This window comes from Rhodopseudomonas sp. NSM (genome assembly GCF_052445935.1).
GTDB lineage: Bacteria > Pseudomonadota > Alphaproteobacteria > Rhizobiales > Xanthobacteraceae > Rhodopseudomonas.
Map to the genome: position 1 here is coordinate 432,012 of NZ_JBQTCH010000001.1, position 13,753 is coordinate 445,764.

Annotated in this window: 12 protein-coding genes and 1 pseudogene; all 13 read right to left on the reverse strand. The window is 65.2% G+C overall.

What is annotated here, in order from left to right; translation table 11 throughout:
- Positions 1-13: 13 nt before the first annotated feature.
- Positions 14-1,720, reverse strand: coding sequence for an ABC transporter ATP-binding protein (locus ACTZWT_RS01900; RefSeq protein ID WP_444768450.1), 1,707 nt, complete (start codon positions 1,718-1,720; stop codon positions 14-16).
- An 84-nt stretch (positions 1,721-1,804) separates the two neighbouring features.
- Positions 1,805-2,644 (reverse strand): TonB family protein, encoded by an 840-nt coding sequence (locus tag ACTZWT_RS01905; protein WP_444768026.1) that lies wholly within the window; start codon positions 2,642-2,644, stop codon positions 1,805-1,807.
- Positions 2,641-3,096, reverse strand: a complete 456-nt coding sequence (gene exbD / locus ACTZWT_RS01910) for a TonB system transport protein ExbD (protein ID WP_444768027.1) — start codon at positions 3,094-3,096, stop codon at positions 2,641-2,643. The genes ACTZWT_RS01905 and exbD overlap by 4 nt, the downstream gene beginning before the upstream one ends.
- 6 nt (positions 3,097-3,102) lie before the next feature.
- The gene (gene exbB / locus ACTZWT_RS01915; RefSeq protein WP_444768028.1) at positions 3,103-3,966 is read right to left on the reverse strand and encodes a tonB-system energizer ExbB; all 864 of its coding nucleotides are present in this window, start codon (positions 3,964-3,966) and stop codon (positions 3,103-3,105) included.
- 495 nt (positions 3,967-4,461) lie between these two features.
- A pseudogene (locus tag ACTZWT_RS01920) lies at positions 4,462-4,749 on the reverse strand (histone deacetylase family protein); the annotation flags it as partial.
- Between the two features lie 63 nt (positions 4,750-4,812).
- Complete coding sequence (gene arsJ, locus ACTZWT_RS01925; protein ID WP_444768029.1) at positions 4,813-6,042, reverse strand: organoarsenical effux MFS transporter ArsJ; 1,230 nt, start codon at positions 6,040-6,042, stop codon at positions 4,813-4,815.
- Between the two features lies 1 nt (position 6,043).
- Positions 6,044-7,087 (reverse strand): ArsJ-associated glyceraldehyde-3-phosphate dehydrogenase, encoded by a 1,044-nt coding sequence (locus ACTZWT_RS01930; RefSeq protein WP_444768030.1) that lies wholly within the window; start codon positions 7,085-7,087, stop codon positions 6,044-6,046.
- Between the two features lie 11 nt (positions 7,088-7,098).
- Positions 7,099-7,968, reverse strand: a complete 870-nt coding sequence (locus ACTZWT_RS01935) for an arsenate reductase/protein-tyrosine-phosphatase family protein (protein ID WP_444768031.1) — start codon at positions 7,966-7,968, stop codon at positions 7,099-7,101.
- 343 nt (positions 7,969-8,311) lie between these two features.
- Entirely contained in the window at positions 8,312-9,088 is a 777-nt protein-coding gene (locus ACTZWT_RS01940; protein ID WP_444768032.1) for an enoyl-CoA hydratase, read from the reverse strand.
- Positions 9,089-9,138: 50 nt separating this feature from the next.
- Complete coding sequence (gene aliA, locus ACTZWT_RS01945; protein WP_444768033.1) at positions 9,139-10,782, reverse strand: cyclohexanecarboxylate-CoA ligase; 1,644 nt, start codon at positions 10,780-10,782, stop codon at positions 9,139-9,141.
- Positions 10,783-10,958: 176 nt separating this feature from the next.
- A complete protein-coding gene (gene aliB / locus ACTZWT_RS01950; protein ID WP_444768034.1) occupies positions 10,959-12,110 on the reverse strand; it encodes a cyclohexanecarboxyl-CoA dehydrogenase in 1,152 nt (383 codons plus the stop codon).
- A 64-nt stretch (positions 12,111-12,174) separates the two neighbouring features.
- The gene (gene badI, locus ACTZWT_RS01955; protein WP_444768035.1) at positions 12,175-12,957 is read right to left on the reverse strand and encodes a 2-ketocyclohexanecarboxyl-CoA hydrolase; all 783 of its coding nucleotides are present in this window, start codon (positions 12,955-12,957) and stop codon (positions 12,175-12,177) included.
- Positions 12,958-12,983: 26 nt separating this feature from the next.
- The gene (gene badH / locus ACTZWT_RS01960; RefSeq protein WP_444768036.1) at positions 12,984-13,751 is read right to left on the reverse strand and encodes a 2-hydroxycyclohexanecarboxyl-CoA dehydrogenase; all 768 of its coding nucleotides are present in this window, start codon (positions 13,749-13,751) and stop codon (positions 12,984-12,986) included.
- Positions 13,752-13,753: the final 2 nt, after the last annotated feature.

Below are 13,753 nucleotides of genomic sequence, written 5' to 3' on the forward strand. Positions count from 1 at the left end.
ATTACTCACCGCACTATTGCAGCACGTGCAGGCTGCTATACGCCCCGCCTCGTCGCAGCAGTTCGTCGTGGGTGCCCTGCTCGGCAATGCCGCTGTGATCGACCACCACGATGCGGTCGGCGTTGCGGATGGTCGCCAGGCGATGCGCGATCACCAGGGTGGTCCGGCCCTGGGAGAGTTCTTCCAGCGAGCGCTGAATCTCCCGCTCGGTGCGGATGTCGAGCGCCGACGTGGCCTCGTCGAGAATCAGGATCGGCGGGTTCTTCAGGAACATCCGCGCGATCGCCAGCCGCTGCTTCTGGCCGCCCGACAGTTTGACGCCGCGCTCGCCGATCACGGTATCGAGCCCGTCGGGCATCGCCGCGATCATGTCGTCGAGCCGGGCGCGGCGCGCCGCCTCCATGATGTCGGCCTCGTCGGCGCCGAGCCGGCCGTAGCCGATATTGTCGCGGATCGAGCCGCCGAACAGGAACACGTCCTGCTGCACGATGCCGATCTGGCTGCGCAGCGAGGCCAGCGTGATGTCGCGAATGTCGATTCCGTCGACCGTGATACATCCGGCATCGATTTCGTAGAACCGCGGTAACAATGAGCACAGCGTGGTCTTGCCGGTGCCGGACGGGCCGACCACCGCGACGGTCTCGCCGGCCCGGATATCGAGGTCGATGTTCTGGAACAAAGGACGCCCCTTGGCGTAGCTGAAGCCGACGCCGCGATAGCGCACCTCGCCGCGCAGCCCGGTGACGCTGATCGCTCCCGGACGATCGACGATCTCGGGCTCGGATTCCAGCAATGCGAGATAGCGCCGGAAGCCGGCGATGCCCTTCGGATAGGTCTCGATCACCGACAGCATCTTGTCGATCGGCCGGAAGAACACGTTGACCAGCAGCAGAAACCCGATGAAACCGCCATTCGACAGCTCTCCGCCCAACACGAAGTAGCTGCCGGCCACCATCACCACCAGCTGGATCAGCCGGGTGCCCATGTAGCTGAGCGCGCTGCTCGCAGCGATGATGCGATAGGCTTCGAGCTTGGTGCGGCGATAATTGGCGTTGTCGCGCGCGAACAGCCGGCGTTCGTGGTCCTCGTTGGCGAACGCCTGGACGACGCGGATGCCGCCGACATTCTCGACGATGCGGACGTTGAAGTCGCCGACCCGGCCGTAGATCTGCTGCCAGTTAGCGGTCATCCGCGCGCCATAGCGTGACGTGATAAAGGCGATCAGCGGCACGATCGCCGCGGTGATCAGCGCCAGCTTCGGGTTGACGGCGAACATCAGCGCGAAGGCGCCGATGAACGTCATCACCGCGATGAACATGTCTTCGGGACCATGATGCGCCACCTCGCCGATCTCCTCGAGATCCTTGGTGACCCGCGCCACCAGATGGCCGCTATTGTTGTCGTCGAAGAACCGGAACGACTGCTTCTGCAGATGATCGAACGCCTTGCGGCGCATCTCGGTCTCGATATTGATGCCGAGCGTGTGGCCCCAATACACCACCACCGCCATCAACGCGGTGTTGGTCAGGTAGATCGCGAGCAGACCCGCCGAGGCCATCAGGATCAGGCCCCATTGCTGGGTCGGCAGCAGATCGTCGACGAACGCCCTGATCGCCATCGGAAAGCCGAGTTCGAGCAGGGCCGACACCACGGCGCAGGAGAAATCCAGAATGAACAGGGTCTTCCAGGGCCGGTAGTAGGCGAAGAACTTGGCGAGCATGTGCTGGGACATGACGGCTTCAGCTTCCACGGCTGCGAGGCCTGCCCGCGCCATCAGACGGATCCAGAACCCGCGAGGGCGACCTCAGCGGCTGAACCGGATCGGGACCGACAGAGAAATCGACGAGCCGCCGACATTGGCAGGCGGCGGCGGAACGGGGCTGGCGCGACGAACCAGGGCGACGGCCTCGGCGTCGAGCGCGGCATCGCCGGACGATCCGACCAGCCGCGCCGAGCGCACCTGCCCGGAGCGATCGATGGTGAACGCGACCGACGCGGTGCCCATGCCGCCGCCGGGCGGAAACCGCTTGTGACGGTTGAGATGCGCCATCAGGCTGCCGCGCCACGAGGCGACCGAGGCGGCCGACGGGACCGAGGCGCCCGACCGCGGCGCAGCCATCTGATCGGATCTTTCCACCTGTGCGCTTGGCGGCGCCGAGGTCTGCGTCATTTTCGGCCGATCCGGGTTGATCGGCTTGCTCCGGTCGGCGGCGCGTTTCTTTTTCGGTTGCGGCTTCTTCTCGGGCTTCGGTTTCGGCGGCGGTGGCAGCACGGCGGCGGATGGCATCTCGGGCGCGGGCGGCGGTTCGATCGCGGTCTCGTCCGGCTTCGGCTCGATCTCCTGCACCTTCTCCTCGACCGGGGTTTCGGGCTCCGGATCGGTTTCCGGCTGCGCCTCGGAGAGGAGCGGCCCCGGCGGCAGGTCCTGCTGCGGTACGTCGGGCGCGACGGCGAGCGGCGCAAGCTCCAGCATCAGCGCCGCCGGCGGCTCGCCCGCTGCCTCGGCGGGCTTCCGGTTCAGCCCGATCACGATCGCGGCCGCATGCAGTCCGGTGACCGTCGCCGCCGCAAGCAGCCAGCGCGCGCTGGCGCCTTTCGGCAAGCCGGCAGGCCGCGCGTCCGGATCGTCCCAGCCGAACCTCATGGCTGCGGCGTCGCGGCGATGGCACCGCCCTGCCCGGTGTCTTCGAGGCCGACCAACGCCACTTTGAGATAGCCCGCCCCGCGCAGCAGGTTCATCACCGCCATCAGGTCGCGATACGGCACCACGCCGTCGGCGCGCAGGAACACCCGTTGCTCGCGATCGCCGGAGGTCTGTCCGTCGAGCGCAGCCTGCAAGGCCTCGCGTGCGATGTCCTCATTGCCGAGCGCCAGCGACAGGTCCGGCTTCACGGTGAGATAGAGCGGCTTGTCGGGCCGCGGCTGCGGCTGCGCATTGGAGGTCGGCAGATCGACCCCGACATCCACCGTCGACAGCGGCGCCGCCACCATGAAGATGATCAGCAGCACCAGCATCACGTCGATGAACGGCGTCACGTTGATTTCGGACAGTTCGGCGAGGTCGCCGTCGTGCGGGTCCTTCAGCGTCACCGCCATGGCAGGTTACTCCGCCATCCAGCGCGAGCGCGCCGACGACGCGGCGCGGCTGGCTACCGGCTTCTGGTGCCGCTCCAGATCGCGCGACAGATGCTGCAGCACCTCGCCGGATGCATCCGACAGCAGCGCACGATAGCCGGCGATGGCACGGGCGAACACGTTGTAGATGATCACCGCCGGAATCGCCGCGACCAGACCGATCGCGGTGGCGAGCAGTGCTTCGGCGATGCCAGGCGCCACGACAGCCAGATTGGTGGTCTTCGACTGCGCGATGCCGATGAACGAGTTCATGATGCCCCACACCGTGCCGAACAGGCCGATGAACGGCGCGGTCGCCCCGATGGTTGCGAGCAGTCCGGTCGACCGTGCCATGTGGCGGCCGGCCCTGGCTTCGATCCGGGACAGTGCTATGGCGAGCCGCTCCTTCACGCCGTCGGCCGACAGATCGACCGACCGCTCGGTTTCGCGCATCGCGGCCTGAACCAGTTCGGCCACGGGACCGTCCTTGGTCCACTCGGCCTCGATCTCACGGGTGGCGTCGGCCAGATTGTCGGCGCGCTGCAGCTTGCGTAGCGCGCTACGCGCCTTGCGCAGCGCGCTCGTCAGTTCGATGACCTTGGCCAGCCATACTGTCCAGGTTGCGAGCGAGGCGAGCGCCAGCCCGATGATCACCGCCTTGACGATGTTATCCGCCGCAACGAACATCGCCCAGGGCGACAGATCGTGCGGCAGGTTGGTGGGAACGGCGAGAGGTGACGGTGCCGGCGGTATCGGCGTCTCAGCGGCCGGAGTCGCCTCCTGCGCCGCGGCCGGCAGATGAACCAGCACGAAGATCGCCCCTATGGCGAGCCGCCGCATCACAACATTCATTCCGAAACGCCTCTTTCGTTTGAGCCGCCACCGGCAAAAGCGTGGTCGATCATCACAAACATGATGCGCGGGCCCACGCTCCTGCATCACAGGGGTCGGCCGTGCCGCCACGCCCGGTAATCCTCGTCGCGACAACCAATCCAAATCCAGTCGCCGACATGTATCTCATCGCCGGCACAATATGCTGACGACGTGCGAACCCCGCGCACGCCGCGCCGCGCGGCGCGGCATCCACGGTTTCGAACAGGCCGCCGGGACAAGCAATGATTGATTGCCCTCGGCTGGTGTATCAGGACACGATTAGAGTTCTTCGCCCGGCTCTGCAATCTTGCGGAGTTACAATCCATCTAAGCTATCCGCCTGCATTCGGAGCAGGCAGCCTGCTACGATGGCCCGCACCGCTGATCGCGCTGTGTTCAGACAGGCCAGCGATTCCCGGGGAGGACGGCAGATTGGTCGTGGCCCGTACCAAGTTCGACCTGGGCGGCCCGCGACCTAGCGAGCCTCCTCGAAACCGGCGAGCGCAGACGTCAGATTCGGCCCGAGAATCTCCGACAGATATCCACCTTCCTGAACGAACACGGTGGGCAGCCCCAGCCGCGCGATCGCCCCGCCGATGCGACGGAATCCATTGGTCGTCACGGCCAGCCCCGCGAGAGGGTCATGCTCGGATGCATCGAGGCCGAGCGCGACGACCAGTGCGCCCGGCGCGAACGCGCGGATCGTCTTTTCCGCGACACCGATCGCCTGGATGTAACCGTCCTCCCCGGTGCCCTTCATCGAGCCAATACTGCAGCGGGCGAAGTCGTCGGCGACCTTCTCGATCGTGACGTCAGCGCCGAGGATTCAGATCGGCTGCTGTCGGATCGGAGTCGGACTCGCCGTCAGTGGCAGCACCAATGTGATCAGCCAGCACAACAGCAGCATGACCACTGAGCCTGCGAGACAGCCGGTGATGCCCGCAAACTGGTAGAGCATGCCTGACAGGATGATCCCGAGCAGCCGCCCCGCCGCATTCGCCGCATAGTAGAAGCCGACGTCCTCGGCGGCCTTCTCGGATCCGGCATAGGCCAGGATCAGATAGGAATGCAGCGAGGAATTGACGGCGAAGGGCAGCCCGAACAACGCCAGGCCAATCACCACAACCAGGTCGGGTCGCGAAATCTGCGGCAGTTGCATGGTCAGCGCCAAGACGATCGGCACTGCGGCGAGCAACCCTGCCCACAGCCGGGCCGCCGGGATCTCTCGGCTCAGGCCGTCGTCGCTGCGCGTGACGAGGCTCGGCGCGAGCGCCTGAACGGCGCCATAAGCGATCGTCCACGCCGCCAGAAATCCGCCGACCTCGAGAAAGCGCCAGCCGTTGGCATACAGGAACACAGGAAGGCCGACGACGAACCAGACGTCCCTCGCGCCGAACATGAAGATGCGGGCGGCCGCCAGCAGGTTCACGCCGCGCGACTTGCCGAACAGTTCGCGCATCGTTTTCGACGAGCTGGCCTTGCCGAGTTGGCGCGGCAGCAATGCCAGACCAGCGACAAAGATGACCCCGAGCAACGCAGCCATCAGCCAGAGCGCGGACCGAAAGCCGACCAGGTCGAGCAACAGGCCGCCGAGGAAGAAGCCGATGCCCTTCATCGCGTTCTTCGATCCGGTGAACCAGGCCACCCAGCGGAACAACTGCCCGCTGCCCTCCGCCGAGGTCGCCTTGATGGCGGATTTCGAAGCGGTCTTGGTCAGGTCTTTGGCGACGCCGGCGATGCCCTGCGCCGCCACCACCCAGGCCACCGATGCCGCCACTGTCCATGCCGGATCGAGCGCCGACAGCATCAGCAAACCGGCGATCTGCGTCGCCTGCCCGATCGCCAGCATCCGCGGAATGCCGAACTTCGACGCGAAATAGCCGCCCGCCAGATTCGCCGCGATGCCGGCGGCCTCATACAGCAGAAACAAAAACGCCAGCGTGAACGGCGTGTAGCCGAGCCGGAAGAAATGGAACAGCACCAGCATCCGCAACGCGCCGTCGACCAGCGTGAACCCCCAATAGGAGGCGGTGACGATGATGTAGTTCCGCACCATGTCAGACGCCCGCACTCCGGACGATGTTGGCGAGATCGACCATCCGGCAGGCATAGCCGACCTCGTTGTCGTACCAGGCATAGACCTTCAGCAGCGTCTCGTCGGTCACCATGGTGCTGAGGGCATCGACGATCGAACTGCGGGAATCATTGGTGTAGTCGGCCGACACCAGCGGTCGCGTCTCATAGCCCAGAATGCCCGCGAGCACGCTCTCCGACGCCGATTTGAACAGCGCGTTGACCTCATCGACCGACGTCGGCCGGTTCAGTTCGAACACACAGTCGGTCAGACTCGCATTCAGCACCGGCGCACGAACCGCGTGGCCGTTCAGCTTTCCCTTCAATTCGGGGTAGATCAGCGCGATCGCGGTGGCACTGCCGGTCGTGGTCGGTTGCAGCGACAGCATTGCCGAACGTGCCCGGCGCAGATCCTTGTGCGGTGCGTCGGTCACGACGTTGGTATTGGTCGGATCGTGAATGGTCGTAATCTGGCCGTGCCGGATTCCGATCGACTCGTGGATGACCTTCACCACCGGCGCGAGACAATTGGTTGTGCAGGAGGCCGCGGTCAGCAGCCGGTACCGCTGCGGGTCGTAAAGCGCGTCGTTGACGCCCACCACGATGTTGAGTGCGGACTCGTCCTTGACCGGAGCGGCGACGATCACCCGCTTCACGCCGCGGTCGAAGTAGCCCTGCAGCTGGTCCGGCGTCAGGAATTTGCCGGTGCATTCCAGCACCACGTCGCAACCGAGGTCACCCCATGCGACGTCACCGGGAGCGGCATACTCGCTGAAGCCGATCTGCTGGTTGCCGAGCGCGATCACCCGATCGGATTCGACCGCGATCGGCTGATGCCAGCGCCCGTGCACGCTGTCGAATTCGAGCAGATGCGCGGTGGCGACAATGCCTCCCTTGAGTTCGTTGACATGAACGACGTCGAGTCGGTTGTCTCCGCGCGGATCGTCCTCGGATCGCCGAATCCCGCCGAGTGCCGCGCGCAGCACCAATCTCCCGATCCGTCCCATTCCATTGATGCCGACCTTCATAGCACTCTCCGTCAAGCCGTGACGCGGTTGGTATCGCCGATCTCGTCGAGACGGGCTTTCACCGCCATCCGGTCGAGTGATTCGAACGGCAGACTCGTGAAGATCTCCAGACGCCTGCGGATCATGGCATAAAGCTCGTTGAGCAGCGTTGTACGTTCGACTTCCGATCCGGAAAATTGCGCCGGATCGGGCAGCGGCCACGCGGCGGTGACGTATTGTCCGCCGAAATCCGGGCAAATCTGACCGCTCGGCGTATCGCAAAGTGCGATGATGAAATCCATCCGCGGCGCATCAGGCCGTTTGAACTCGTCCCAGGATTTCGAATGGAGCCGCGTCACATCATGACCCAGCGCTTGCAGGCGCTCGATCACTTGCGGCAGCGGCTGCTTCGCCGGCGCGGAGCCTGCTGAGTAGCCGCGAAAACGGCCTTGGCCGATTTTCTCCAGCAGGGCTTCGGCGATGATCGAGCGGGCGGAATTCTGGGTGCAAAGAAACAGCACGTTAAAGGCAGGCGTCATGAATGTCTCCGTCGGCTTCGGGGATGCGGGAACGGTAATGTCGAAGATGTCGGCGCAGAAGTCCGGACGACCGTTGCAGCAGTCGCGGACCAGAAAATCGAGCAGGCTATGGAAGCCGGCGGGGTCGGCTCGATAGTTCATCGAGCGACCAATCTTTTCGACGCAGATCAACCCGGCACGCTGCAGGATGCCCAGATGGGTCGACATCGTGTTGTGCGGCACGTCGCATCGCCGGGCGATGTCCCCGGCGGACAACGACCGTGGATACACCGAGAGCATCAGCCGGACTGCAGCAAGCCGTGTCGGCTGCGCCAAAGACCCAAAGCCTTCTATGGCGTCCTTTTCGCGGGTTGCTTGCCCCATGCCAGCGTGATCCATCGTCCGAAATTGCGTCCATTCTTCTCGACGAATTGGATGACATCGTCATGACAGACCCCCCACGACAGGGCAAAACACTCTGGTCCGTCCAGACAAATCGACGTATCAGCCGCGAATCGAGGCGTTTGGGCTTTCCTCCTTCGCCGCAGGGAACAGCGCCGGGCGCGAACGCCTGCGCGGCGACGGACGGAAGCCCGCCCGTCTCAACGATGAGTCCGACTTACGATGGCGAAATCCGCCATCCGGCTCTCGCGGCGCGCTCGCCCACATGAGCGAGGACGCAGCCTGAACAGATCAGTTGAACGAGGCGTCGGGCGATCCGCCTGGATCAGCGATGGGTGAAGCTCGGCTTTCGCTTCTCGAGAAACGCCTTGATGCCTTCGCGGGCATCCGGTGCCGCGAACCGGGCGTGCATTTCGCGGCGCTCGAACAAGATGCCTTCGCTCAGCGACGTCTCGAACGCGCGATTGAGCGTTTCCTTCAGCACCATCAGCGCCGGAGCCGAGAACGCGGCGATCGTCGTCGCAAGCTTGAGGGTCTCTTCGCGCAGCTTGTCGTCATCGACCACGCGCGACACCAGCCCGTAGCGATCGGCCTCGTCGGCATCGAGCGGGCGGCCGGACAGGCACATGTCCATCGCCTTGGCCTTGCCGATGGCGCGCGGCAGCCGCTGCGTGCCGCCGGCGCCTGGCAAGAGGCCGAGCTTGATCTCAGGCAATGCAAACTTCGCGCTACGCGCGGCGATGATGATGTCGCAGGCCAGCGCCAATTCGCATCCGCCGCCATAGGCCAGCCCCGCGACCGAAGCCAGCACCGGCTTGCGCACCTGCCTGATGGTTTCCCAGTTCCGGGTGACGAAGTTCGATCTGTAGACGTCGCTGTAGCTCCACTCCGCCATGACGGCGATATCGGCGCCCGCCGCAAAGGCGCGGGTGCTGCCGGCGATCACGATGGCGCCGACGCCGTCGTCGGCATCGAAAGCGAGCAGCGCATCACCCAGCGCATCCATCAGTTCGTCGTTGAGCGCGTTGAGTACCTCCGGGCGGTCGAGCGTGATCAATCCGACCCGGCCTTGTTGTTCGACGATGATCACACTGTCCGACACAGGCTTGCTCCTTCGCGCGGCGGTTGCGCGGAAATGTCTGATGGAATGTCCTAAAGATCGTTCTGCTGCAGCATCTCGCGCAGCCGGAATTTCTGGATTTTGCCGGAGGGCGTCGCGGGCATCGCCTCGCGCATGATCAGCCGTTCGGGGATGTATTGCACCGCGAGTTTTTGCGTTTTCAGAAACTCGACCATCGCCGGGAAATCGATCGTCTCACCCGCCCGCGGCACGACGACCGCGCAGGCGCGCTCGCCGAGGCGTTCGTCGGGATAGGCGACGATGGCAACCTGCGCGACGGCAGGGTGTTTGTAGAGCAGCGCTTCGACTTCGACGACCGGGATGTTCTCGCCGCCGCGGATGATGACGTCCTTGCTGCGGCCGCTGATGCGGATGTAGCCCTCGGCAGTCATGTAAGCGAGGTCGCCGGTGTCGAACCAGCCCTCCTTGTCGGTGGCGTTCCATTGCGGACGTCGCAGATAGCCGCCGAAATTCGAGCACGCCCGCACCACGAGGCGGCCGATCTGCCCCGCGGGCAGCGTCGCGCCGTCGCCGTCGATCACCTTGACCTCGACGCCGGGCAGCGGACAACCATCGGTGGTCGAGGCCAGCTTGTCATCGTCGTCGAGTTTGATCAGCGTGACCGCGCCGTTCTCGGTCATGCCCCAGGCGGAGACGATTTTAGCGCCAAGCCCGGCCTGCGCCTGCTCGACCAGCGGCCCGGGAATCGGCGCGCCGGCGCAGAGAAACGTCTTGAGGCTCGGCACCGGCTGAGCACTCTCCTTCACGACACGCGTGAGATCGGTGAGGAACGGCGTCGAAGCCATGGTGAAGCTGACGCGCTCAGCGCGGATCAGATCGGCCGCCTTCGCCGGCTCCCAGACGTCCTGCAGCACGGCACTCGCCTGCAGCATGATCGGCATCATCAGCCCGTACATGAAGCCAGTCTGATGCGCCATCGGCGACGCCATCAGGATGACGTCGTCCTGGCTGAGCTTCAACCGCCGCGCATAGGGAATGATGTTGGCCATCAGCGTATTGGCGCTGTGCATCACGCCCTTGGGCTCGCCCGTGGTGCCGGAGGTGTAGATCAGTTGCGTGATGTCGTCGGGGCCCGGACGGTTGCCGGTCAGGATCGCCGGCGCATCAGGCGCCTTCTCCCATTCCGGAATCGTCAGCAGCGCATCGAAATCGTCCGCGCCGCCGCCTCCGACCACAATGATTGTTTGCAGCGTCGGCAAAGCCGGCTGCAGACCCCGCGCCATCGCTTCGTGATCGAAACTGCGGAAGGTCTTCGGCACGACCAGCACCTTGGCTTCGCCGTGCTTCAGCATGAAGGACAATTCGCGCTCGCGGAAGATCGGCATCAGCGGATTGAGCACCGCGCCGATCCGCGAACAGGCCAAGTACAACACGGTGAACTGCCAGCTATTCGGCAATTGCATCGCGACGACGTCGTTGCGCGTGACGCCAAGCCGCGCCAGCCCGACCGCTACGCGATCGGCTAGCGTGGCGAGTTCGCGATAGGTGAAACGGCGTGTCTGGTCGCCGTCGAGACGCACGGCCGTGAGCGCAGCCTTGTCCGGACAGGCGGCGACGCAGGCATCGAGGTCGTCATTGATGGTGCGGTCGTGCCAATAACCTCGGGCGATGCACTCAGCACGGCGTTCCGGCAGCAAGATGGCATCGAATTCCATGATCGTGTCCCCCTCTTTTGGTGCGCCGTTTGGAAACCTGGCGCTTTAAGTTCGTCGTTGCGAGGAGCGAAGCGACGAAGCAATCCAGGAGTCACGGTGCCCGGCGCTGGATTGCTTCGCTTCGCTCGCAATGACGGGGAAAGGTCTTTCTGTTCGCATCTCTCTTCGCAGCCTGCTCACGCCGGAACGGCGGCGCGGCCGGCGCGGCTGCGCGCGATGATTGTCTTCATGATCTGGGCGGTGCCGTCGCCGAGCTGGAAGCCGAGCACGTCGCGCAGGCGCTGCTCCATCACGCCGCGATCGTAGCCGCCATGGCCGTGCAGCAGCAGGCACTGATGCACGACGTCGTAGGCGAGTTTCGGCGCCCACCATTTGCACATCGCAGCTTCCCTGCTGTGCGGCGCGGCGTTGTCCTTCAGCCACAGCGCCTGCAGGCAGAGGAGGCGCGCGGCTTCGACCTGGGTGTCGAGATCGGCGAGCGGATGCGACACGCCCTGGAACGCCGACAGCGGCTGTCCGAACGCCTGCCGTTCCGCCACATGGGCCCAGGTCTCCTCCAGCGCCACCCGCGCCACCGCGAGCACCTGCAGGCCGATCAGCGCGCGGGAGAAATCGAACCCCTGCATCACCTGGACAAAGCCCTTGTTCTCGTCGCCGAGGCGATGCGAGCCGGGGACGCGGACGTTTTCGAAGAACAGCGAGCCGCGGCCGATGGCGCGCTGGCCGTGGCAATCGAACCGGCTGCGGGTGATTCCGGGCAGGTCCATCGGGATCAGCAGCGCGGTGACGCCATGCGCGCCGGACTCCACCGACCCGGTGCGTCCAAACACCACCGCGGCGTCGGCCTGGTCCGCCGCCGAGATCGAGGTCTTCTCGCCATTGACGATGTAGTCGTCGCCGTCGCGCTCGATGCGCAGCCGCAGATGGGCGGCGTCCGATCCGCCGCGCGGCTCGGTGAGCGCGATCGCGACCAGCGCATCGCCGGCCACGAGCTTGGCCAGCCATGGTTTCGCGACTTCCGGACGGCCGTGCTGCGACAGAATCTGTCCGTTCAGCGACGCCAGCAGATTGATGTAGGAGATGCTGAGATCGGCGCGCGCCACCTCTTCATGGATGACGCCGGCTGCGAGGCAGCCCAGGCCGAGACCGCCGAATGCCTCCGGCAGTTCCGGCGCAATGAAGCCCATCCCGCCCATCGCCTTCATCACGCCGCGGTCGAGCACGCGCGTTGTGTCGCGCTCCTGAAATCCGGGCGCGATGCGGTCGGTCGCAAACCGCCGGGCCTGATCGCCCAGCGCGACCAGGTCTTCGTTGAGGTATGGGTTCACCTATCCGCCTCCTGTTAGACGCCCGGGTTTACCCCGGCGCGCCACTCAACGATCTGGACAGGTGTTACTTGATGTATTTGCGGAATTCCGGTTTACGCTTCTCCTGCAGCGCCTTGACGCCTTCGCGGGATTCTTCGGTGTCGTAATAGAGCTTCAGCGCGTACATCCCCATGCCGGCGATGCCGGCCTGATGCGCGGTGTCCATGTTGAAGCTGCGCTTGGCGATGGCGAGCGCGGTCGGGCTGCGTTCGCACAATTCCTCGCCCCATTTCTGCACTTCGGCGTCGAGCTCCTCATGCGGCACGCAGAGATTGGCGAGGCCCATCTCGACCGCTTCCTTGCCGGAATAGCGGCGGCACATGTACCAGATCTCGCGCGCCTTCTTCTCGCCGACCACGCGGGCGAGGAAGGCCGTGCCGTAGCCCGGATCGACCGAACCCATCTTCGGGCCGACCTGGCCGAAGATCGCCTTTTCGGAGCAGATCGTCAGGTCGCATATCGTCGCCAGCACGTTGCCGCCGCCAATGGCGTAGCCCTGCACGCGCGCGATCACCGGCTTCGGCACGTCGCGGATCGCGGTGTGCAATTCCTCCATCGGCAGGCCGACGGTGCCGCGGCCGTCGTAATTGCCGTCATGGGTCGACTGATCGCCGCCGGTGCAGAAGGCGCGGTCGCCGGCGCCGGCCAGCACGATGGCGCCGACATCCTTGTCGTAGCCCGCCTTGTACAGCGCCTTGATCAACTCATCGCAGGTGGTGCCGCGAAACGCGTTCATCTTGTCGGGCCGGTTGATGATGATCCAGGCCACGCCATTGCGGATGTCGTAGATCAGGTCCTCGAACTGCATGTGAATCCTCCCGTTGTTGCTTTTGCTCAGCCGTTCATCGTCAGGCCGCCGGAGACGCTCAGCACCTGCCCGGTGACGAACGATGCCTCGTCGCTGCCGAAAAAGACGATCGCGCCGGCGAGATCGTCGGGCTGGCCGAGCCGTCCGAGCGGAATCGCCCTGGTGAAGGCTTCAACCAGCTTTTCCGGGTTGGGCGCGCCGGAGGTGACGCCGGCCAAGAGCGCAGTATCGGTCGGGCCCGGGCAAACGACGTTCACGGTGATGCCGTGGCGGGCATGTTCGCGCGCAAGCGTTTTCGAGAATGCGACCAGGCCGCCCTTGCAGGCCGCATACACCGCCTCGCCGGACGAGCCGACGCGCGCGGCATCGGAGGCTATGTTGACGATGCGGCCGTAGCGGCGCTCGACCATGCCCGGCAGGATGGCGTGATGCATATGCAGCGCGCCGGTCAGGTTGATCGCGATCAGCTTCTCCCATTCGCCGGGATCAGATTTGGCGAACGGCTTGAAGACGTCCCAGCCGGCGTTGTTCACCAGCACGTCGATCGGACCGAGCTTGGCCTGCGTCGCCGACACCGCTTCGTCCACACTGGCCCGGTCGGCGATGTCGCACGTCAACGCTTCGGCAGTGCCGCCGGCCGCGCGGATCTCGGCGGCGACTTTCCCGGCCGCTTCGGGATTGAGATCCAGCACCGCGACCTTGGCGCCCTCCTGCGCGAATTTTCGACAGGTCGCCCCGCCGATGCCGCCGCCGCCGCCCGTGATCACGACAGTCTTGCCCTGCAGACGCGCCATCC